22 protein-coding genes and 1 pseudogene are annotated in these 20,494 nt (G+C 59.5%); 14 read left to right on the top strand and 9 right to left on the bottom strand.

Annotation, left to right across the window (positions count from 1 at the left end; all coding sequences use genetic code 11):
• Positions 1-270: 270 nt before the first annotated feature.
• From C453_RS21000 to C453_RS21115, 3 genes and pseudogenes are all read right to left on the bottom strand, one after another.
• Positions 271-432 (bottom strand): annotated as a pseudogene (locus C453_RS21000) (ABC transporter substrate-binding protein); the annotation flags it as partial.
• A 14-nt stretch (positions 433-446) separates the two neighbouring features.
• Positions 447-1,478 carry a HEAT repeat domain-containing protein gene (locus tag C453_RS10365; RefSeq protein ID WP_049907629.1) on the bottom strand — a complete coding sequence of 344 codons (1,032 nt, stop codon included), beginning with the start codon at positions 1,476-1,478 and terminating at the stop codon, positions 447-449.
• 183 nt (positions 1,479-1,661) lie between these two features.
• On the bottom strand, positions 1,662-2,528 hold the full coding sequence (locus C453_RS21115; protein ID WP_008324409.1) for a winged helix-turn-helix domain-containing protein: 867 nt from the start codon (positions 2,526-2,528) through the stop codon (positions 1,662-1,664).
• Positions 2,529-2,696: 168 nt separating this feature from the next.
• Between C453_RS21115 and C453_RS10355 the strand changes: the two genes are divergently transcribed.
• On the top strand, positions 2,697-3,449 hold the full coding sequence (locus C453_RS10355) for a class I SAM-dependent methyltransferase (protein ID WP_008324408.1): 753 nt from the start codon (positions 2,697-2,699) through the stop codon (positions 3,447-3,449).
• A gap of 194 nt (positions 3,450-3,643) precedes the next feature.
• On the opposite strand, the gene C453_RS10350 is transcribed toward C453_RS10355, so the two are convergent.
• The 5 genes from C453_RS10350 to C453_RS10325 form a co-directional block, all read right to left on the bottom strand.
• Complete coding sequence (locus tag C453_RS10350) at positions 3,644-4,693, bottom strand: tyrosine-type recombinase/integrase (protein ID WP_008324407.1); 1,050 nt, start codon at positions 4,691-4,693, stop codon at positions 3,644-3,646.
• Positions 4,683-5,129: a DUF5805 domain-containing protein gene (locus C453_RS10345; RefSeq protein WP_008324406.1), complete on the bottom strand. Its 447-nt coding sequence runs from the start codon at positions 5,127-5,129 to the stop codon at positions 4,683-4,685. The genes C453_RS10350 and C453_RS10345 overlap by 11 nt, the downstream gene beginning before the upstream one ends.
• Positions 5,130-5,933: 804 nt before the next feature.
• Positions 5,934-6,413 (bottom strand): hypothetical protein, encoded by a 480-nt coding sequence (locus tag C453_RS10340; RefSeq protein ID WP_008324405.1) that lies wholly within the window; start codon positions 6,411-6,413, stop codon positions 5,934-5,936.
• A 472-nt stretch (positions 6,414-6,885) separates the two neighbouring features.
• Complete coding sequence (locus C453_RS10335; RefSeq protein ID WP_008324404.1) at positions 6,886-7,653, bottom strand: class I SAM-dependent methyltransferase; 768 nt, start codon at positions 7,651-7,653, stop codon at positions 6,886-6,888.
• Between the two features lie 487 nt (positions 7,654-8,140).
• Positions 8,141-8,845 (bottom strand): SOS response-associated peptidase, encoded by a 705-nt coding sequence (locus C453_RS10325; RefSeq protein ID WP_008324399.1) that lies wholly within the window; start codon positions 8,843-8,845, stop codon positions 8,141-8,143.
• A gap of 123 nt (positions 8,846-8,968) precedes the next feature.
• On the opposite strand from C453_RS10325, the gene C453_RS10320 reads away from it, so the two are divergent.
• The 5 genes from C453_RS10320 to C453_RS10300 all read left to right on the top strand — a co-directional run bounded on the left by C453_RS10320 (position 8,969) and on the right by C453_RS10300 (position 13,019).
• On the top strand, positions 8,969-9,724 hold the full coding sequence (locus C453_RS10320) for a ribonuclease H-like domain-containing protein (RefSeq protein ID WP_008324398.1): 756 nt from the start codon (positions 8,969-8,971) through the stop codon (positions 9,722-9,724).
• A 51-nt stretch (positions 9,725-9,775) separates the two neighbouring features.
• On the top strand, positions 9,776-10,105 hold the full coding sequence (locus C453_RS10315) for a hypothetical protein (protein WP_008324397.1): 330 nt from the start codon (positions 9,776-9,778) through the stop codon (positions 10,103-10,105).
• A gap of 75 nt (positions 10,106-10,180) precedes the next feature.
• Entirely contained in the window at positions 10,181-10,867 is a 687-nt protein-coding gene (locus C453_RS10310) for a dolichyl-phosphate hexose transferase (RefSeq protein ID WP_008324396.1), read from the top strand.
• Positions 10,868-10,969: 102 nt separating this feature from the next.
• On the top strand, positions 10,970-12,118 hold the full coding sequence (locus C453_RS10305; protein WP_008324395.1) for a DUF3179 domain-containing protein: 1,149 nt from the start codon (positions 10,970-10,972) through the stop codon (positions 12,116-12,118).
• A 100-nt stretch (positions 12,119-12,218) separates the two neighbouring features.
• Positions 12,219-13,019, top strand: a complete 801-nt coding sequence (locus tag C453_RS10300; protein ID WP_049907628.1) for a hypothetical protein — start codon at positions 12,219-12,221, stop codon at positions 13,017-13,019.
• 49 nt (positions 13,020-13,068) lie between these two features.
• On the opposite strand, the gene C453_RS10295 is transcribed toward C453_RS10300, so the two are convergent.
• Complete coding sequence (locus C453_RS10295) at positions 13,069-13,272, bottom strand: DUF5800 family protein (protein WP_007540393.1); 204 nt, start codon at positions 13,270-13,272, stop codon at positions 13,069-13,071.
• A gap of 122 nt (positions 13,273-13,394) precedes the next feature.
• On the opposite strand from C453_RS10295, the gene C453_RS10290 reads away from it, so the two are divergent.
• The 8 genes from C453_RS10290 (at position 13,395) to C453_RS10255 (ending at position 20,443) form a co-directional block, all read left to right on the top strand.
• On the top strand, positions 13,395-14,246 hold the full coding sequence (locus C453_RS10290; RefSeq protein ID WP_008324393.1) for a polymer-forming cytoskeletal protein: 852 nt from the start codon (positions 13,395-13,397) through the stop codon (positions 14,244-14,246).
• 108 nt (positions 14,247-14,354) lie between these two features.
• Positions 14,355-15,221, top strand: coding sequence for a DUF4349 domain-containing protein (locus C453_RS10285; RefSeq protein ID WP_008324392.1), 867 nt, complete (start codon positions 14,355-14,357; stop codon positions 15,219-15,221).
• Between the two features lie 105 nt (positions 15,222-15,326).
• Positions 15,327-16,502: a redox-regulated ATPase YchF gene (locus C453_RS10280; protein WP_008324391.1), complete on the top strand. Its 1,176-nt coding sequence runs from the start codon at positions 15,327-15,329 to the stop codon at positions 16,500-16,502.
• Positions 16,503-16,797: 295 nt separating this feature from the next.
• Positions 16,798-17,223 carry a hypothetical protein gene (locus C453_RS10275; RefSeq protein WP_152418042.1) on the top strand — a complete coding sequence of 142 codons (426 nt, stop codon included), beginning with the start codon at positions 16,798-16,800 and terminating at the stop codon, positions 17,221-17,223.
• A 155-nt stretch (positions 17,224-17,378) separates the two neighbouring features.
• Positions 17,379-17,984, top strand: a complete 606-nt coding sequence (locus C453_RS10270; protein ID WP_008324389.1) for a hypothetical protein — start codon at positions 17,379-17,381, stop codon at positions 17,982-17,984.
• 130 nt (positions 17,985-18,114) lie between these two features.
• Positions 18,115-19,116: a CapA family protein gene (locus C453_RS10265; protein ID WP_008324388.1), complete on the top strand. Its 1,002-nt coding sequence runs from the start codon at positions 18,115-18,117 to the stop codon at positions 19,114-19,116.
• Between the two features lie 43 nt (positions 19,117-19,159).
• Complete coding sequence (locus C453_RS10260; protein ID WP_049907627.1) at positions 19,160-19,612, top strand: DUF5367 family protein; 453 nt, start codon at positions 19,160-19,162, stop codon at positions 19,610-19,612.
• Positions 19,613-19,648: 36 nt separating this feature from the next.
• Positions 19,649-20,443: an Lrp/AsnC family transcriptional regulator gene (locus C453_RS10255; RefSeq protein ID WP_008324385.1), complete on the top strand. Its 795-nt coding sequence runs from the start codon at positions 19,649-19,651 to the stop codon at positions 20,441-20,443.
• Positions 20,444-20,494 lie beyond the last annotated feature (51 nt).

Below are 20,494 nucleotides of genomic sequence, written 5' to 3'. Positions count from 1 at the left end.
TATAATTTGACCGGTTGGTATGTGCTGGTGGTATTCTGAAACAACCTCTCCTGTCTGTAGTGTGGATATATCCAATATTCGGTTGTGTAGACGGGAAAGCCTCTATTACCCACTGTGTGGATGTCCGGGTGAGTGGCTACTAGCCGACGGTTACCAGACCCCACAAGCTTTGAAAATATATTGGTATGTACGTCTTCAAAAATAACCAAATACCTTGACACATAGGTCACCGCCGTGTCTCGGTTTCGAATGGACAGTCACCAACTCCCGCGAGGCGCTCGTCCGTTGTTCGAGCCAGGTTCTGATTTCGTCGATGTTGTGGTACTCCGACACCGGGCCGAGGACGAGTAATACGTCCGGGTCGGCTTCGAGAAGGAGTTCGTAACCCAGTGTGATGTTCCGGCCATCGTCCTCGTCCCCCGGACCGACGGCAGTTGGGCAGTAAGTCACCGCGGTGCGCCACAGTGCGGACACATCGGCGGCCCGGATTCCGGCAACGCGACGCCACAATGAGGGCATTCCTCGTCACTCTTGGGTGAACTAATCGCATCGACGGCTTCACTCGTCGTCCTTCGTACGGACTCGATGGTTCCGAACTCGTCACAGTCACTCTCCAGCGTCCCACTTCTCTCCTGCGCCCCACTTTCTCGTACCGCGTCGAGAGCGAACTGTACGCGGTCGCTGACGAACGAGCCATCGTCGCCGTCGGGTGCTTCGAGCGTCGCCTCCAGCGACGACTCCTCGTAGACTCCCTCACGAGCAAGCACACCGAGAGCTTCGGCGGCCCGGCCTCTGACGTGAGCGTTCTCGTCACCCAGTCGCTCCGCGAGCGCGGCTGTGACACCGCTGAGGCGCTCTGGGTGTTCGTTTCCGACTGCGACGAGTGCTGTCGTGAGATGGTATCGAACGAGTTCGTTCTCGTTGTCGAGGTGCTCGCTGAGCCTCGATGCGTGGTGGCGAAGTCGCTCTGGTTTCCCCACGGCGACGTATTCTATCGCTTTCGCCAGTTTCTCTTTGACTTCGGACTTGTCGAACGACAGGCCGACGCGAAGGTTGGCGAGGACTTCCGGTGAACTGACCTCGTCGGGGTATTCGAGTGCAACGTATCCGAGAACCTCGGCAGCACGGGCCCGTACGTAGTAGAACTCGTCTTCGTCCGCGAGACGGGCTGCAACTGACTCGACGACCGGGACGACTGCGTTCGGGTTCGATTCTGCGATAGTGACGAGTAGCCTCGCGGTCGTCAACCTGATAGACCGCTCGGAATCGGTCAGAAATGGAGTGAGTGCCGGAACGACGCCGTCGAACACGCCCATCTGCTCCTCTGCAAGGCTTCGGAGTTCCCGGAGAGTACGCTTTCGGGCCTCAGGTGCTGCGGCTTCTAACTCCTCCAGTGACTTGACCACCCGACCGTACTCACCAGCGGTGATGAGCGAAGTGAGGGAATCAACTGAAGATGACTGGCTGGCGTCTTCCATCGGCAGTTCAGTATGTCAGGAATGTTTCTCGTCTACAATGAATCCGGTGGTTTGTGGTGTGCTGTCGCACACCTGTTTCATTCTTGGATATCGATGTAACTTCCCCTGACAATCACTGAGACAGTAGACTAGTTTGTACAACGCAGAGTGAGATATCGACCCGAAAAGCAATATTTTCGCGGTCTACGACGTGTCTACTCGGCGAACATCTTCAACACACCCTGCGGCAGTAATTACTGCAGAGACGGTCTCTTCGTCCATTGAAAACTGGACCTCCACTTCCAGTGGGTTCTCTGAGGTCGTCCGAACCTCTGACGAATCGAGAGCACGCCATACCTGCGTTGGGTGTTGATTGTGGGTCTCAAGCCCATATTCACGAAAGAATCCCTCAACGACCGGGTGAAACGTCACTAATGTCGCTCCAGACACCGTCGCGCTGGCACCGCAGCGGCGACAGTCAAACCGAACGACCGACGGCGTCGGCGCATCGGCTTCGGGGTCGACTCCCTCGACGAGTCGGCGGTCTGTTTGGCTCGAACAGCGGTGACAGAACCCAGCACGGAGCTGTTGTATTCGACTCCGATACCATTGGATAAGGGTTGTGGGGAGGTTCTCTTTCGAGGTCGAATCCACTGCACTGGGTGGAACCGAGATGGTACTCCCAGACTCGCAGGTATCGCACCGGAGATGAGCGCGCGTATCGACACACCTCACAGTAAAGTCCCCTCCACATTGGAGACACTCCCAATTGGTTGGAATCGGTTCTATCGAGAGGTCAGCATCGAAGGTCCCCGCCACCAGTGCGCCGAGGATTGCCGTGCCAGTTGGTGTGATTTTGTAAACCCCATCGTGCTTCTGTACGAACGACCCGGTCAATTGGGTGAGATGGTAGTTGAAATTCCCTGTATCGTCGATAGGGACGGCTTCGTACAGTTGCGAAAACGATAGTCCGACGGGCGCATCTGCGAGTACATCGAGGATGGTGAGTCGAGTCTCGTTGGCGAGCGAACTAAACGTTGAGACAGCCGACTGCCGATCAACTGTCGGCATGTCACAACCTGTCGAATTAGAGCTGTCCATGTGTCATCCCGTTGCCTGATGAGCACCGCGCAAAGAAAACTCACAGTGTCTCCCGCACAGCCATCCAAGAGACGTTAGCTTGACTACTGTAATCGATTGCTGAAAAATCATTTCTGTCGACTGGGCCACAGTGTTGTTATGTTAGACGATAGCAGTGACGAGGAACAAGCACGGACCTGGTGGAATGCGTGGTCTGAGGATTTTCAGGAAGCAGGCGGTCATTCGATTGCGGTCGCGTTTGGGCCTGGTGCCCCGGAAGGAGATGACTTAGGATTGCTCGGTGACGTATCGGGACGAGACGCTATCGAACTCGGCTGTGGCGGTGGGCAGTTCGGTATTGCTCTCGCACAGCAGGGAGTGACCGTCACGGGGGTCGACATCTCCGAGGAGCAACTCGACTATGCCCGAACCCTCGCTGAGAAACACGATGTTGATGTCGAGTATCTCCACCGGAGCGTGACGGACTTATTCGACATTCCAGACGACGCCTTCGACCTCGCTTTCTCTGCGTTCGCGTTCCAGTGGGTCGAAGACTTGGGAGCCTGCTTCACCGAGGCGGCGCGAGTTCTCCGAGATGGTGGCCGACTAGTGTTCAGTGTTGACCATCCGTACTACAAGATTGTCGACACCGATAGCCACGAGGTCATGCGGAGCTACTTCAGCGACGAACCACGTCGAGAGTACAGTGAGTCGCTCAACGCTGAGATGGTGGTATACTCCCGAGGAATCGGGGAGACGGTTCAATTGTTGACCGAAGCAGGATTCACCGTCGAAACGATTCGGGAGCCGGGATACGAACAGCCTGAGAACTACGAGTCGGAGTTCGGTAGTTTCGATGCAGACCTCATGGCGAAGGTCCCTCCGACGGTTGTGTACGCTGCCCGGCTCTAAAGACGCGCATCCGATATTGGGCCTTGAGGGAGGGTGACCGCGCGGAAACTCTCCAAATGGACGTATTCAGAATAACCCCTGCCGTCTCGTGCATCCTAGTGGTCTATCACCTGCGTCGTCGCACCTCGGCAACCACTGATTGAATATAGCGATATACAATTTATGAGTTGGCGCTCGGACAGAGTATTCACAACTCAGAGTAGTGAATAGATATTCGATTCGTACGTTTTGCGCACTCTATCGCCCCAATTGTGGGTGTAGGTGTCGATGATGTCGCCGCCGACGTCGCCACGGAGGTACTTGACGATACCTCTGTCACCGGTTCGGTCTCGGAGGTGTGTCGTGAAGAAGTGCCGAAAGTAGTGGGGCGTGACGTTCTCTTCTCGGTCGCCACCCTTGCGGTACCACCCGAAATCGGCGGCGTGAGCGGTGACGACGTGGTGGACTGCGTCCGGCGTCAGTCGCTTTCCCCACCCGGACGCAGTGCCGAGGAACAGTGGTTCCGCAGGCGAGGTCGTATCGGGGCGAATCGCCAGCCAGCGTAGCAGCACAGTCTCTAACTCGCCGTCGACGGGGACGACTGTCGAGCGCTTCCGTTTGTTGGAGGCCGTTCGCTCTTCACCGTTCGAGGTAGCTCCAACACTCGGTTCTGCCGAGACGTATATCGACGGGCCGCGACCGTCGAGTGCCGCCCGAGTCGATACATCGGCGAGTGGTTCATCGACTGAGAGTGAGATGTCACGAAGGTCGAGGTTACAGAGTTCGCCGACACGCATCCCTGTCTTGAGCAGTGTGACGACCAGTGCGTGGTCCAGTGGATGCCGTATCTGGTGGACGAACCCCCGCATCTCGGGCACCGAAACCTCCCTTCGCGCCGGGTTGGTATCGATTCGCTCGTCCATCTCCTCGACGACGAGGCTCATCGGATTCGAGTCGAAGACACCGATTTGGGCCATGTAGGCGTAGAACCGGTGCAGGTAGGAGGCGTACGTCGCGACCGTGCTGGGTGCGACGTCACGATTTCGGAGGGTGTGAACCCACGCCATACAGTCGCGATGGCTCGCGTCTTCGACCGCCGTCGCCGACCCGGTGGGATTCTGCGATGGGTTCCCGAGGAATGCTTCGAATTCCCGGAGGACGCGCTCGTACGCATCGCGGGTTCGGTCGGACTTTCCGTGATAGGTCATATCTTGGAGGAAGTACCCGACGGCGTCCTCGACTTCGGACGGTTGCTCAGCGGCCATCGTCCTCCGCTAACGTGTACCCGCCATGGCGGCCACTGTACACGACTCTCCCCGACGACTGGAGCTCTTGGAGGGTCGATTCGAGTCGGTCTTCGATGTTCTCGGTGAGCGTCGAAACGAGGTCGTCCCACGACTGATACGATTGGGCTTCTAACGCGTCGACGACGCGGTCCGAGAGCCCACTATTATTTCCGCTACTCTCTTCCTGATTTGAACTACCGTTCTGAAGGGGTGTTTTCGCCCCATCAACCCCAGGGGTTGCGGCCGCTTCATCGCCTCTCTCAGGAACGTCGAAATTCGCCCGGCCAGCCTGTACCATGGTTCTGACAAATTCGCTCTGACTCATCCCGAGTTGGTCGGCGTGCTCCTTCCAAATGTCCTTCTGGTGAGACGGTACGTAGGTTTGGACGGTCGTTCGGTCGCCCTCGTCGCTCATAGTCGGGTCGACTCGGGGGGTGATATTCAATTTACCGGCACTGTCGCGGATAAGGGAATTTATCTGAATATGTGCTAGTGCAAACCGCAGCGAAATATCGGATTATGCTGAATTATGGGGGCGTCAAAATCGGTATCTGATTGCACTATCCAGGATATATAAAATCGCTCGAAACGCCTGAATTCGGCGTTTTCGAGAGGTTTGATTTGAGAGGGAAATTGGATTGCTCCAGAAACAACAAATTAATTCGAAATGATCCTCATATCTGGTATGCAACTCACATTTTGGATGGTGGTGTTGTGTGCGTTTACCCTTGGAGTTTAGATGCGAAAATGTCCTTTCACGGGGTTCGTTTTTCCACAGAAAGTATTTCTGAACTATTATACGTTGGCTAACGATGCCTACTCCGGCCGTGATTAATTTCGAAACGGAGACTTGCGAATAGTATTTGGTTAATTTCTGTCCTGATATAATTGTTATTCATAGGGTTGTGGTTGCACATAACTGGTAAAAACCGATGGATATATTCAATCTATGTGGTGTGAAAATAGTAAATAGAATGTAGTTTTGTCTTCTCTGAAATTATGTTAGTAGTTGTCTTTTGTTCCGATATGACTGTTTCAAAATAATATTCGCCAGTCACGTCCTAATTAATGGGGAGAGCGTTGTCGATTCAAGACACAATATGCCGGTGGACGCCGATTAGATTTCTCAGAATACATCTCCAAATATAGCGATTTCTAGTGAAAAATTACTATCTGATTTCCATTGGGTGATCAACTCACCAATCAAAAAAGAAATGGTCTACGTCGATGCCGACTCATCGACCGTCACGCTACTGGAGTCGTCGGAGTTCGAATTGCTTCGCCACCGAAGGAACGCGGCACCGACGAGGAGTCCCCCGCCGGCAATGAGCAAAAACGGCTCGGCTCCGAGGACGATTCGAGTCACGCCGCCGTCGTGAGTCGGGACCTCGGTGTAGAGCTCCGGGCTGCTCGTCCACTGAACGATTGCTCGGAGGGGGTAAAACAGGACGATAGCCCCAGTCACGGCTGGAACAACTGCCAGATGTCGCCACCGAAGTGCGGCAACACTCCCGACTGCACCGAGAGCACCGAGTCGTGCCAGCAATCGCTCTTCGTGATTGAGGCTGCCGCCCCATCCCGTCTCGATTGTTCCGTCGTACATCTGGGCAACGTGCAGTGCGTCTTGGTATATCCCGAATACAATCGCTCCGAACCCGGTCACGGCGAGGGCCGCAGCGACGACGTGCTGTCGATTCATACTCTCTATTTCGTTGACGAATTGAATAAATCTCTTGACGGCGTGCTGGCTCGGGAGATGATTCCTCGCCAGAGGCGTTGCTGTGCCACTCTATACTTCGAGTACACCAAACTCTCCTCGGTCCTACTCGGTGACGAACGAGCGCTCAGACGCCGTCTGCGGCGCTTGAGTCCCTTCGATAAGAGTTCGATGGGAACGGTGTAATTGTCCTTCAGAGCGCCGTGTGGCGCGCAGGACTACCAGTGGTGAAGTAGTTTGCCGCGTGTTGCTCCGACCAGCCGGAGTAGTTCAGTCTCAACAGTGTGAACTCTCGCCAAAACTCGCTAAGAGTGGTGTTTTCGTGGGTATTCGGTACTCTCTGGTGTCTCTTCGCCCTGTTCGACACCGTTCGGTGCCAAACTCGTAAATCACATGCTGCTATACACAACTGGTGGTACTGAGATGTGGCCCGAAACGAATCTGTTGGTGAGTCTCACTCGGCAAGCACGACGACGCGCGGGGAATCGAGTGACACGTCTCTGCCAGCGAACCCACCGAACAGCGAGATATCTTCGAATCCGGCTCGTTCACACATCTCCCGGAGTTCGACGGGCGCGTACAGTCGTGGCTGGAATTCTATCGTGTCGAGATAGTCGTACTCGGAGCCCTCGGACTCGAACACGTTGACTGTGGTCTCGAATCGCCCCGTCTCCACGTCGAAGTGCTTTCGTTCGGCGTGGAGTTTGTCGCCCACTTCTTGGACGTTCGAGGCCTCGAAGTCGCGCACGTAGAACTCCTTGTTGCTCGTCTCGATTGCTAACACGCCGTCTTCCGAGAGAAGACGCTGTATCTCTGACAGCATCTCAACGTCGGTCTGTTTGTCGTAGTACCCGAGGGAGTTCCAAATGATAGTGACGAGGTCGAACGGCCCCTCGAACTCCTCTAACTCCCGCATGTCGTGGACGTGGAACTCGGCCTGTCCGGTGAGCTCTTCGTCACTGGCTCGCTCTTGGGCTTCCCGAATAAACTCCGGGGAGAAATCCAGCCCCTCGGCGTTGCACCCCTCCTCGGCGAGTGCCAAGACGTGTCTTCCGACGCCACAGGCGACGTCCAGGGTTCGCTCCGGGCGCACTCCTCGCTGGTCTTCGACGAGTCGGAGAAGCTGTTCGACTTCCTCCGATGCCTGTTCGAATCGTCGTTCGAGTATCTCACCGAACGTCTCTGCGTTCTCGATAAAGAGCTGCTCTGTCCAGTGTGTCATCCCGATATTGAAATATAATTGTCAACATCTGGGAAAAGTATAGTGGCTGTTACAGCGAGGGATTCTGTTTCGGGTGCAAAAATGACCGGTCGCTCGCGTGCTCGGCTATTCGCGCACTCGAATGCCGGGCCGCGAGGTGTGTTCTGTCTGGCTTCCTTCCGGCGTCGGCAGTTGCGGCTCGACAGGCTCTCGTTCGCGTAGGAGGTCGTTCAGCGTGTATTCGCTGAAGCTCCCCGACTCGCAGACGAGACACTCTTCCGGTGGTGTCGAAGACGCGGTCCCGTGGACGACCCCACAATGTCGACACACGTGCAAGTGATTTCTATCCCCCATCGCGTCTTCCTAGTCGAGCGAGAGACGCTTGGGTATAGTCCGTGATACGGCTGATTGTGTTGATTAAGCTGATTTAGACGACGACCATCCCAGATTGTCGTTTGTCTCGAATCCCGGTGGGTCGAAATTCTATTTCTGCTCGCGTCTCCCGGTTTCACACGTCGACTGGTTCGATGAGGTCTCGGCCGTCGTTTGCAGGGCTGTTCACCCGCGTCGAGACGGGATAGGCAGTCATCTCGTCGCCGGGATACGTATCGAGCAACGGCTCGACCTCGTTGATGTCGCCGTGGAGCCACGTCTCTTCTTCTTCGGGTGCGAGGACGACAGCCATGCGGTTGTGGAGGTCGGAGATGAGGTCGTTTGGCTCGGTCGTGATGACGGTGAACGTCTCCAGCGGTTCTTGCTCGCGGGATGGGCCGATCTCCCCGAAATCACCGAGTCCCGTCTGCTTCGTCTCCGGCGTCCACCGCTCCCACAGGCCAGCCATCGCAAACGGGCGGTCGTCCTCGAAGGCGACGCGATACGGTTGTTTGGAACCGTCGCGGTCGACCCACTCGTAGAACCCGTCGGTGGGCACGAGACAGCGGCGCGACTCGTACGCGTCGGCGAAACTCCGCTTTCGGTCGACCGTCTCGGCGCGGGCGTTGATGCGGTCGTTGCCGACGCTCGCGCTGTCGGCCCACGACGGAACGAGGCCCCACTTCAGGAAGTGAAACTCGTCGGGGGCGTCGTTCGTCACCACGGGGAGTTCTTGACCGGGCGCGCAGTTGTACCGGGGTTCCATCGGCCGCGTTGCGGTCGCCCCGAATCGTTCGCGGAGGTCCTCGGGCGACGTAAAGAGCGTATACCGGCCACACATGTCCCTGCGTTCGTGCTGTGTGGGTAAAACGCCGACGGCGGCGGCCCTCGCCGACACATGTGTCGAAACCGACACTCCCCCACGACGACGGATTTAGGGTTGCCACCGCCTCCACCTCTGTATATGCGAATCGAGAACAGTTTCATTCCCGTTCGCGGTGTGGGTCCGCAGACGGAGCGAAATCTGTGGTCGTCGGGCGTTACTCACTGGAACGAGTTTGACCCCTCATTCGTCGGCGAGAAGACGGCCGACCGAATCGAGTCGTACGTTGCCGAGGCCGCCGAGCACCTTGACGACGGGAACTCGCGGTTCTTCGACGACTCGTTTCCGTCGGGCGAGCGCTGGCGTCTCTACGAGAACTTCCGCGACGAGACGTGTTATTTCGACATCGAGACGACAGGCCTGTCGCCCGAGCGCGACCAAGTAACGACGGTCTCGTTCTACCAAGGGGGCGAGACGACGACGCTCGTCAGTGGCGAGGACTTGACTGCTGATGCGCTCCGAGAGCAGTTCGTGGACGCAAAACTCGTCGCGACGTTCAACGGGGCAAGATTCGACATTCCGTTTCTCGAAACGTCGTTCGACCTCGATATCGACGTTCCGCACGTCGACCTCATGTATCCCTGCAAGAAACTCGACTTGACTGGTGGGCTGAAGCAAATCGAGCAGGACGTCGGCATCGACCGGGACCGCCCGGATATCTCTGGCCGCGATGCGGTTCGCCTCTGGCGCGAGTACGAACGCGGCGACGACGACGCCCTCGACACGCTCGTATCGTACAACCGCGAAGACACCGTAAATCTGGAACGCCTCATGGAGACTGTGACCGGCAGCCTGCACGACCGAGTCTGTGACGGCCTCGACGCTGACTTCGCTTGAATCGACGACGGAACCACCTTCTTTTTCACCCCCGAAAGCGACGCGCCGCACATGGCCGACGACTCCGAGGCCGATGCCGACGCGACGCTTGAGGGTGAGATGGACGAACCGACTGACGACGAGGTGGAAGATTCGACCGCTGATGCTGAGCATCTCGAAAACGGCCAGCAGGCCGCCGCAGGGGAGGGACCAGACCACGCACGCGGTGACGAGACAGTTCCGCACGTCGAACTCGAACTGTACGAACTCTCTGTTCGTGTGAGTGGACAGTCCACCGACGGCCTCGACGAGGTCGAGGAATCGGCGACTCGACTCATGGACGTGCTTATCGAACACGCCAGACAACTCGAAGACGAACCCGACACGCGCGGCCTGGGCTAAGGCTTCATTTCGGCGAATTGGCACTGTTTTTGGCAAACCTAAAAGCTCAAGGGCAGCGGTCGACAACCCCGCGCAATGAGTTCGTACACGTTCGACGACCTCGCGGTCGTAATGGGCACCTACAACGAGGAGCAGGCTATCGGGTCTGTCATCGCAGATATCGACCGCATCACCGACGGTCGGGCCGAAGTCGTCTGTATCGACGGTTCTGACGACCGAACGCCCGAGATTGCCCGGAAGATGGGCGCACGAGTTATCGAACAGGAGCCACAGGGCTACGGTGTCGCGGTCGAGGAAGCCGTCCTCACGCCCGACCGTCCGGTCGTCGTCACCACCGACTGCGACGACACCTATCCAATGGAGTACCTCCCGAAGTTCCTCGACCTCATCAACGATGGATACGATGTCGTCTCCGGCGACCGAATCTCGAAGGGGGCCGAGACGATGCCGACGCTCAACCGCTTCGGAAACAAGGCGTTCGCCCGGATAGCGAGTTCCCTGATGGGCGCGACCGTCCACGACACGACCACGGGGATGCGAGCCTACCGACGCGAACTCCTCCACGACATCGACTGGACGGAGAACACGGGCCTGTCGGCCGAACTGCTTATCCGCCCCGCGATGCGCGGGTACAAAATCGCAGAAGTTCCCATCCCGTACCGCGAGCGCGCGGGCGAGACTAAACTTGACCCCTTCGCTGGCGGCGCTGCCATCGCGAAGTCCATCGTGAAAGTCTGCCTCGAAGAGCGCGCGCGCTGGTAGGCGACTGTCACACGAAACCGGGATTGTACACTTCCGGCACCGGTCGTGCACCACGCCACCAGACCGCATGGAGTTCATGCGTCGGTCGAACGAATCACTGCTATGGACCGACGCCGCTTCCTCGTCGCACTCGGGGGTGTCAGTGCGCTTTCCGGCTGTCTGGAGGGTGGCCCACCCACGGCGGACGGAAACACACGGGGGGACACAGACGACGCTGGAGGCTCGACAGCCGGCGGCACGACGACTCCGTCGCGAGCGTCGGCGTTCGACCTCCCGATTCCGAAAGACGAACTCCGGCGCGGGGCACCAAAAGACGCCATCCCGGCTATCACCGCGCCTGTCTTCTCCGACGACTGGACCGGATTCGACGAGGTGAACGTCACCCTCGAAGACTCCTTTGAGGTCGTCGGCGTCGAAATCGACGGTATCGCCCGGGCGTACCCACTCGCCATCCTGAACTGGCACGAAATCGTCAACGACACGTTCGACGGTCGGCCTGTCGTCGTCACCTACTGCCCACTCTGCGGGAGCGCCGTCACCGCCGACAGACTCGTGCAGGGCGAACCGACGTACTTCGGCGTCTCGGGATTCCTCTGGATGTCCGACCTCGTGATGTACGACGACCGCACAGAGTCGCTGTGGAGTCAGGTGCTCGCCACCGCCATCCGTGGTGAACTGACCGGCGACACGCTCTCGCTTATCCCTTCGACTATTTCGACGTGGGGCGAGTGGAAAGCGTCGCATCCAGAGACAGAGGTACTGGTACCGCCACCGGTCTCCGGGACGATTAAAGGACGACAGACCCGCCGGTACGGCGTCAACCCCTACAGAGGCTACCAGCAGTCCGGCGCTATCGGCATCGGATTCAACGAGGAAGTCGACGAGCGACTCCACCCGAAAACCTCTGTCATCGGCATCACGTCCGGCGGTGTCGCGCGGGCGTACACGCTCTCGACTGTCAACGACGAGGGCGTCGTCAACGACGAGGTCGGCGGGCTTCCGGTCGTCGTCGCGTCGTCGAAAGACGGGACACTCGTCGCCTACGTCCGCCGGGTCGATGGCGAAGTCGTCGAGTTCGAGCGCGACGGCGGCGACCTCGAAGCGGCCGGGTCGAAGTGGGACCTCGTCACCGGGCGCGCACTCGACGGCCCACACGAAGGGACCACGCTGACGCGCGCGAACGACCGCTCACCGATGTTCTGGTTCGCGTGGGCCGACTTCAACCCGGAGACGGAGATTTACGGGCGATAGACCCCGTGGGGCTTCGTTTCCGGCGCTCCGGTGACGGACTCTACTGAGTGGCACTGTTTGACAAGAGACTTATCGCAGCACCTGCGACCTCTGCGCTACAGTGTCTTCGCAATCACGTGCCCTCCTCGTGTTTCTCCTCCTGATTGGAACACTCGGAACCGTCGCCTCCTATGGGTGGGCGTACGACTCGCACCTCGGCCAGCACACCGTCAGCGTGATGTTCGAACCGGCCGACTCGACGCCGAACGCCGAGGTCGAGACGTTGGACGACCTCCCACCGGAAGCGGCTGAAGCAGTCCGAACTGGCGTCGAAGACGGCTCTGTCACCGTCCACAGAGACGACCAAGACGAAGTAACCGATGCCCTCGAATCGCTTTCGGGGGCCGTCCGCGTCGATGGCGAAACCTACCGCGTCTTCCAGGTCGCCGACGAGAACATGACGCTTCTCGGGGCGCTCCCGCAACTCACAGCCGTATTCCTCTCGCTGGGCGTTCTCGGTATCGGCGTCGCAGCACTCCGAAACGGGGCACTCAAACCGCTTTCTATCACTGCCTCGATGACGATTCCGGGCGTGGCGCTCGCCGTCGATGTCGCCGTCACACTCTTCAGTTCGATGGTGACGTTCTCGGGCGGTGCCGACCTCCCAGTGGTTCCGGCTGCGACCGGGTTCGCCGTCGTCGGCGTCGCTGCGCGGAAGCGCGACTGGCCGCTCGCGGTCGGTGGTGCTGTTTTCGTGTTGCTCGCCGCGCAGTTCGCGTCCGTCCTCGATGGAACCTCGCTCGGTCCGCTCGCGTCGCTCGTTCCCGGCGTCCCACTGTTTGCACTCGGCTATCTGTTGGGTGGCGGACGCCCGCACGACGTGAACGCGGGTGCGACCCCGTCGGCAGTCGCGTCCGAGTAGTTGCGGGGTCGTTGCGGGCGACGACTTCCAGTTGCGGAGTCGCGGAGGTTTACGACGACTTCAGAATGTCGCGGACGCGACGCGGTTCCCCGTTGAGGGAGGGCTGCTTTTCGACGATTTTCAGCACTTCGTGGTCGGTCACGTCAGGGTACGATTTCCCGATAGCCTCCTCAATGAGCGCCTTTTCGAGGCGGAACTCCGTGCCGTCGTAGACAACGTCGACGCCGTCTTCGTCGAAGGAAAGAACCGTCATAGCTGTCCATCGACGCCACGGCTATTTAAACGCACGCCGTCGCCCTCGAAATCACAAGCCAGCGTCACGTCAGACACCCGTCTTGCGGACGGTTTATTATCGCCGAGGTGGTGGTTCGGAGCGTGTCACTGGGCACAGACCCACTCGAGGCGCTCGAAGTCCCCGACGGGACGACGGTCGAGGAACACGACCTCGTAACCGACGGCGACGTGGTCGTCGGCGGCCAGAGCACCGTCGAGTTCGGCGTTCGCGGACGGAACGTCGTAGCCGGCGAGCGCGTCTCGTTTGGCGGCGACATCGAGGCGGAAGGCGACTGCCGTCTCGACCTCATGAGTGACGTGTCCGGAAACGTCCTCGTCGGTAAGGACGCCTACCTCGGCGAGCGCGTCCATATCGCCGGTCGGCTCATGGTCTCGGGCGACCTCGACATCGGCGACGACGTAGATATCGAAGAGGGATTCGAGGCAAACGGCTGGATTGTCATCCGCAACCCCGTGCCGACGCTCGTCTTTTATTTCATCATCCTCTCGCAACTGCTTCGACTCGGCGAGGAGGACGCTGCGGGCGAACTCGCGGAGTCGCTGAGCGGCGAGTCACCCAAAGACCCGCTTGTCATCCCGCGAAACGCGACCGTCTCGGACGACGCGTGGCGGGTTTCGACGCCCGCGTTCATCGGGTCGGAGTGCCGCATCCACGGGAACATCCGCGCCCGCGAAATCGAGTTCGAGTCCGACAACAACGTCTTCGGCAGCCTTCGCGCCCGCGACGACGTCGTCGTTGGCTCGGGAACTCGAATCCACGGCGACGTGACGACGCGAAACGGAGAAGTTCGTATCGAAGAAGGCGCACGCGTCCTCGGCGACGTCTCTTGTCATGACCTCGTTCTCGAAGAGGGAGCCCTCGTCGACGGGACGATGCGCGCCCGCGGCGAGATGCGTATCCATCGAGACAACCTTTCGCGCGACGCCGAGTAGGAAGCCGAAGTCGTCGTTCGTTCTCGCCGCTCCCGACACTGCGAGAAAGGCACAAATCAGCCTTTGTGTCAACCCAATCATTAACCCTCGACGTGGCGAGTGTCAGCTATGGACAGAAGATTGAAGCTTCTCTCTGTCGCCCTCCTCGTCGTCCTCGCCGGGTGTACCGGCGCGAGTAGTGGCGGTGGCGGCGACGCTGCAGCCGGTGAGAGCGTGACGCTCGACGCGGGCAGTGGCGCTGCCGAAGAGGCACAGGCGTCCGATGGAGACGACCTTGCTCAAATCCAGAACCGGCAAATCATCAAGACTGGTCGCGTTCGGTTGAGCGTCGACGAATTCAACTCCTCGCGCGATGCTGTCGAATCCACTGCCGAGTCCTACGGCGGGTTCGTCAGCGATTCGAACGAGCGGGTCAACCGCCGCGGTGGGTCGACCTACCGGTCCGGCGAACTCGTCGTTCGCGTCCCCTCGGAGAACTTCTCGGCGTTCATCTCCGAGACGAAGACGCTCGGACAGGTCGAGAACGTCGAGACCAACTCGCAAGACGTGACCGACCAGTTGGTCGATATCGAAGCCCGGTTGGAGAACCTCCGCGCGCAGCGCGACCGACTTCGCGACCTCTACGAGTCGGCCAACACGACCGAAGACGTGCTCGCGGTCGAAGAGCGACTCACCGACGTTCAGACGGAAATCGAGCGTCTCGAAGCCAAACAGGCCTCGCTCGAAAACCGGGTTGCGCTCTCGACGGTTCGTGTCTCCCTGTCTGAAGAACCGCCGAGCCCCGCCCAGTGGTACGACGTGCCTGTCTTGCAGGCGTTCTTCGACTCCGTCAGTGGGGTCTTCGTCGCCCTCAGAGCCATGGTGGTCGCACTCGCGTACGCGCTGCCGTACATCGTCGTCTTCGGCGGGTTGGTGACGCTCATCGGCGGTGGCGTCGTCGTCGCGGGTCGCGCCGCACTCAACCGACTGTCGTAGCGTCCACCTGACTGTCGTCGCGTCCCACGTTTGCGGGAATTTTTCGGCCGCCTTCCGCCCGCCTTCCGGCTAGTCCTTTTCAGCATCGCCACCATTCGTACAGTCATGCTCTCTCTTGCACTCGCCGGCAAGCCGAACGCCGGGAAGTCGACTTTCTACACTGCGGCGACGCTCGCGGACGTCGACGTGGCGAACTACCCGTTTACGACCATCGACGCGAACCGCGGCGTGACACACGCCCGAACCGAGTGTCCCTGTCTCGAATTAGACGAGCGATGCGGTAACTGCGAAGACGGGGTTCGGTACGTTCCGGTCGAACTCGTCGACGTGGCGGGTCTCGTCCCCGGTGCGCACGAGGGACGCGGCCTCGGCAATCAGTTCCTCGACCAGTTGACGAACGCCGACGCGATTATCAACATCGTCGACGCCTCCGGGGGGACGAACGAAGAAGGTGAACCCGTAGAAGTCGGCACCTACGACCCAGTCGAGGAGGTCGATTTCATCGAAGCGGAACTCGAACAGTGGCTCGCGGGCATCGTCCACGACAACTGGGAGACTGTGGTCCGAAAGTCGCGCTCGCCGGATTTCGACCTCGACGACGCGCTCACGGACCTGCTGACGGGTGTCGGTGCCAGCGAACACGACATCGCGGCAGTGCTTCGGGACGTCGAATACCCGCCGAACCCCCGCGAGTGGAGCGACGACGACCGACTGCGGCTTGCCACCGCGATTCGCCAGCGGACCAAGCCCATCATCCTCGTCGCGAACAAGATGGACATCGCGCCGACGGAGAACCTCGAACGACTCGCGGAGACTGGCAAGCCCGTTATCCCCGCGACCGCCGACGGCGAACTGGCCCTTCGTCGGGCTACGGAAGCCGGTCTCGTCACGTACCATCCCGGCAACGAAGACTTCGACCTCGTCGGCGACGTGAGCAGCAGCCAGCGCAATGGTCTCGAACAGATTCGAGAACTGATGACGACCTACGGCGGCACCGGAATGCAGGAGGCTATCAACACCGCCGTCTACGACCTCTTGGACCACATCACCGTTTACCCGGTCCAAAACGAGTCGAAGTGGACTGACGGGACGGGGAACGTGCTGCCCGATGCCTTCCTCCTTCCTGAGGGGTCGACGCCGCGTGACCTCGCGTACGCCGTCCACTCCGATATCGGCGACGGCTATCTCCACGCCGTCGATGCGAAGTCGAAACGCCGCATCGCCGAAGACCACGAACTCAGCGAAGGCGACGTCATCAAAATCGTCTCGACGGCGAAGTAATTGATTTCTGGCTGATAGCTTTTGACTCTGTGTTTTATTTCAGGGGACAGAATCTCGTCGCGTCTGCCACAAATAAACTATATTTTGCTATACAAAATGGTGGTGCTGAAGGACCGGTACATCAGAGATAGCTTGGACTGTGCAGCCCCCAGCCGTACTACTTCGAGGCGTTAATCCCGGTTTACGACCCCGGCAACGTGAACAATCCACTCATCGTATCCAGTACTATCGTCCAGAATTGACTGCCAACTTGTCAATGAATATTCACATTGGCACCGTTTACAAGAAATACCTCATGCCTTGGTCACGGCGGCACATTCTCGGACTTGGTGGGTTATCTGTCCTCTCTGGATTCGCTGGCTGCACGTCAGTCCCGTTCGTCGGGACAATCGGACTTGTCCTCCGAAACTATACAGAGAACGCCCACGACGCTCGAATCGAAATTCGAGTCGCTAATCGAGTCGCGTTCGAACAGACGTATCAACTCCCAACTGCGAGCGAGGCGAAACCATACGTGGTCACAGAGGCCGACGCTGTCTCCAACATTCCGAAGGGGATGACGTACACCGTCTTCCTGTTCCTCGATGGGACGGAGGTTGACACCCTCGAAGCGACCATGGACTGTACCAAGAGAGACTCACACTCGGTAGAAGAAGAAGTTAGCATCGACATCGGATTCCCCGGGGAGAAGACTGTGGATATGGCCGACTCTCAGTGTTAATTCCGAATGCGCTTCTGATTTGATGATTCGTGGCGATGATGAGAGAGATAAGCCACGCACCAAAATCATCCTCCGTGGTCGTGTACTGGTCTCAGAGAAATCTGACCGACAACTATCACGGCGCGCATATGTGAGCGGAGCTGAGATTTCGAGCAATGAGCGACGAACGCGACGATACCGACGACGCGAAACAACTCCAAGACGCGCTCGAAAAGGTCGATTTCGACGAATTGACTGACTCACTCGCAGAAGGAATCCACCGGGCCATCGAGATGGACGAAGACGTTGAATCCGGTCCCAAGGGACCAGCCAACGAGAGCGAGTACGTCCTCCATCAAGACCGTCTGCCGTCCGACCGATATCACGAGTTGGCCCGAATCGTCACCAAAGAAGTCCTGAGTGTGAGTCCCCGAGCGGTGGCCGAAGTCGAGGTCGGTGGCATCGCAGATTTTCTCCGGAACCGGGACGAAACAGCCGTCGAAACGCTCCTCGAAAACGGTGCCTCGTACGTCGAGTCCGCGACTAACGACGGGACTATCGAAGGGCGGTGTAGTGCGAACCCGGGTGTCGTCGAGGCGGTACTCACAGTCTACATGCCCGGACTTTGGCAGGCACACTTTCTCGATGCAGAAGGGGAGGCGATTGCGGCGCGGTACGACGATAGAGTTCAACATTACTGGCTCCCGGAACCAGCGTATGCCGAGTTGGGTGAGCGTCTCGACTCGGACCTGTTTTCGGCGGTCGTTCCCCGAGACAGGTAGCCCGTTCACCGCCGCTTTCTCCGCTCTCTCCGCTCTCTCCACTCCTGACTCTGTGCTAGTCATTCACAGTGTTCGCTGCACTAGCTCTCGACATGAAGCACCTCGTTCGACTCTGGGGGTGGTGGAGCGGATGACCGAGACGATTCGACTCGGGTTCACGGGCGACGTGATGCTCGGTCGCCTCGTCAACGAGCGACAGCAACACCGGCCCCCACACGCAGTCTGGGGGTCGATGCGGGAGCCACTGCAATCGCTCGACGGCCTGTTCGTCAACCTCGAATGCTGTCTCTCGACGCGGGGACAGCAGTGGCAACGCACCCATCGTCCGTTTCACTTCCGCGCCGACCCCAAATGGGCGATTCCGGCGCTACAGGACGTGGGCGTGGCGTGGGTCACGCTGGCCAATAATCACGTGCTGGACTACGAGGAAGTCGCGCTCGAAGACACCTTCGACGCGTTAGAGAACGGAGAGATTCCGTACGCTGGCGCGGGACGAACTGAAGCGGATGCGTGGGAACCCTCGCACGTTCAGGTCGCCGGACTCGACGTGGCACTCGTCGCCTTCACCGACAACACGCCCGAGTACGCGGCCGACGGCGAGAGTCCGGGGACGGCGCACGTCCCAATCGACCCTGATGACGACGCGGTTCTGGAGCAGGTCGAGGCTGTACTCGATTCTGCACGCAAGGCCGACCCGGACGTGCTCGTCGCCTCGCTGCATTGGGGGCCGAACATGCGAGAACACCCGCCGCAATCGTTTCAGGACTTCGCGCACTGGCTGGTCGAACGCGGCGTCGATATCCTCCACGGCCACAGCGCCCACGTGTTTCAGGGCGTCGAGGTGTACGACGACTCGGTGATTCTCTACGATACGGGCGACTTCGTGGACGATTACGCCGTCGACGAATCGTTGCGAAACGACCGGGGTTTCCTGTTCGAGATTCGCGTGTCGCCGACGGGTTCTATCCACGACTTGCACCTCCACCCGACTGAGATTGGGGAGCTTGCGGTCCATCGTGCGTCGCAACCCGCCGCACAGTGGTGCCGGACGCAACTCCGAGAGCGTTCTTCCTCATTCGGAACGAGGTTCGAGCGAGTCGACGACGGACTCCGTGTCGAGATTCGGGAGTGACCACCCCGGCGACAATTATGCCCGTGGCGAGCGTATGGCTCGTATGGCCACCGAATCGCGGACTGTTCCGGCACGGGGACTGACGTTCGACGAGTCACGCCTGCTGTTGGGGTTGGGGCTGTCGATTGCCCTCGTCGCCGGGGTAGTGTTCCGTGTCGTCGGGCATCTCGTGTTAGACCCGTCGAACCCGGCTGTCGTCGCCGCCGTCTTCGTCGTGACAGTGCCGACCATGTGGGTGCTCGCGGCCGGCATCTTCCGCTGGCGCGGTCATACTGATGGCGCTCGGCGGGAGGCGGCAGCGGTGCTCGTCGTGCCCGGAATGCTCGTCGACGCCGCCTCGACGGCACTGTTTCAGGTCGTCTACCCGAACATGGTGGTGAGTGCGGCCGGGCTCTTCGGTGGTCTCCTGTTGCTGGCGTACGCGACAATTCTCGTCGCGGGGTTCGTCGAACTCCCGCTCGGGAATCGGAAGACTGGGGCGGCGGCCGAGCCGTGACATATCGGTTTTGTACTTCCACTCACAGGAGAACGTATGGACTACCGTCTCGACGAGATTGACCGCCTAATCTTGCACGCGTTGATGAGCGACGCGCGCGGAACGTCCGCGCCGATGATTGCAGACGAGGTGAGCGTCTCGCCGGGAACGATTCGGAACCGCATCCACCAACTCGAAGATCACGGCATCATCACCGGCTACCACGCTAACGTCGATTTCGAACAGACGGGCCACCGATTTACGAACCTCTTTATCTGCACTGCGCCGGTCCCCGAACGCGAGCGCCTCTCGAAACTCGTCCGGGAGATTCCGGGTGTCGTCAACGTCCGTGAACTTCTCTCGGGGCGCGGCAACCTCCACGTCCTCACCGTCGGCGAAGACATGAACGACGTGACTCGCATCGGGCGCGAACTGTCGAACCTCGGACTCGACATCGAAGACGAAAATCTCGTCCGTCGGGAGTCGTTCGAACCGTACAGTCCGTTCAACCCGAACGACCGGCCCGGATTCGGTGCGCTCGCCGACGCGGTGAGTCTCGCCAGTGGCTCGGAGATGGTCGAACTCGTCGTCTCGACCGACACGCCAATCGTCGGGAAGACGCTCGGCGAAATCGGTGACGACGACCTGCTCGACGACGACGTTCTCGTGGTCTCTATCGAACGCGACGACGACATTCACACGCCGCGCGGGGAGACGACCATCGAACCCGACGACGTGGTCACGTTGCTCTCGCGTGGCGGCGTCAGCGAGGAGACGATTCGGCTCTTCGCGTCGCCCGAGACTGACGACGCCGACGTAACTGTGGCGTCCGACGAGAACGACGAGGAGTGAGGCAGGGGCTCTCGCGGCCGATGTTTGCGCACAGCCATGCCTGTCTTGGGG

It is taken from the genome of Haloferax elongans ATCC BAA-1513 (assembly GCF_000336755.1).
Lineage (GTDB): Archaea > Halobacteriota > Halobacteria > Halobacteriales > Haloferacaceae > Haloferax > Haloferax elongans.
The sequence above is the reverse complement of the archived record's forward strand: the minus strand, read 5'-3'. Positions and strand labels throughout refer to the sequence as shown.

Excerpts from the sequence above, each read along its gene's own strand:
- C453_RS10365 (WP_049907629.1), bottom strand. The coding sequence starts at position 1,478 with ATGGAAGACGCCAGCCAGTCATCTTCAGTTGATTCCCTCACTTCGCTC.
- C453_RS21115 (WP_008324409.1), bottom strand. The coding sequence starts at position 2,528 with ATGCCGACAGTTGATCGGCAGTCGGCTGTCTCAACGTTTAGTTCGCTC.
- C453_RS10355 (WP_008324408.1), top strand. The coding sequence starts at position 2,697 with ATGTTAGACGATAGCAGTGACGAGGAACAAGCACGGACCTGGTGGAAT.
- C453_RS10350 (WP_008324407.1), bottom strand. The coding sequence starts at position 4,693 with ATGGCCGCTGAGCAACCGTCCGAAGTCGAGGACGCCGTCGGGTACTTC.
- C453_RS10345 (WP_008324406.1), bottom strand. The coding sequence starts at position 5,129 with ATGAGCGACGAGGGCGACCGAACGACCGTCCAAACCTACGTACCGTCT.
- C453_RS10340 (WP_008324405.1), bottom strand. The coding sequence starts at position 6,413 with ATGAATCGACAGCACGTCGTCGCTGCGGCCCTCGCCGTGACCGGGTTC.
- C453_RS10335 (WP_008324404.1), bottom strand. The coding sequence starts at position 7,653 with ATGACACACTGGACAGAGCAGCTCTTTATCGAGAACGCAGAGACGTTC.
- C453_RS10325 (WP_008324399.1), bottom strand. The coding sequence starts at position 8,845 with ATGTGTGGCCGGTATACGCTCTTTACGTCGCCCGAGGACCTCCGCGAA.
- C453_RS10320 (WP_008324398.1), top strand. The coding sequence starts at position 8,969 with ATGCGAATCGAGAACAGTTTCATTCCCGTTCGCGGTGTGGGTCCGCAG.
- C453_RS10315 (WP_008324397.1), top strand. The coding sequence starts at position 9,776 with ATGGCCGACGACTCCGAGGCCGATGCCGACGCGACGCTTGAGGGTGAG.
- C453_RS10310 (WP_008324396.1), top strand. The coding sequence starts at position 10,181 with ATGAGTTCGTACACGTTCGACGACCTCGCGGTCGTAATGGGCACCTAC.
- C453_RS10305 (WP_008324395.1), top strand. The coding sequence starts at position 10,970 with ATGGACCGACGCCGCTTCCTCGTCGCACTCGGGGGTGTCAGTGCGCTT.
- C453_RS10295 (WP_007540393.1), bottom strand. The coding sequence starts at position 13,272 with ATGACGGTTCTTTCCTTCGACGAAGACGGCGTCGACGTTGTCTACGAC.
- C453_RS10285 (WP_008324392.1), top strand. The coding sequence starts at position 14,355 with ATGGACAGAAGATTGAAGCTTCTCTCTGTCGCCCTCCTCGTCGTCCTC.
- C453_RS10280 (WP_008324391.1), top strand. The coding sequence starts at position 15,327 with ATGCTCTCTCTTGCACTCGCCGGCAAGCCGAACGCCGGGAAGTCGACT.
- C453_RS10275 (WP_152418042.1), top strand. The coding sequence starts at position 16,798 with ATGCCTTGGTCACGGCGGCACATTCTCGGACTTGGTGGGTTATCTGTC.
- C453_RS10270 (WP_008324389.1), top strand. The coding sequence starts at position 17,379 with ATGAGCGACGAACGCGACGATACCGACGACGCGAAACAACTCCAAGAC.
- C453_RS10265 (WP_008324388.1), top strand. The coding sequence starts at position 18,115 with ATGACCGAGACGATTCGACTCGGGTTCACGGGCGACGTGATGCTCGGT.
- C453_RS10260 (WP_049907627.1), top strand. The coding sequence starts at position 19,160 with ATGGCCACCGAATCGCGGACTGTTCCGGCACGGGGACTGACGTTCGAC.
- C453_RS10255 (WP_008324385.1), top strand. The coding sequence starts at position 19,649 with ATGGACTACCGTCTCGACGAGATTGACCGCCTAATCTTGCACGCGTTG.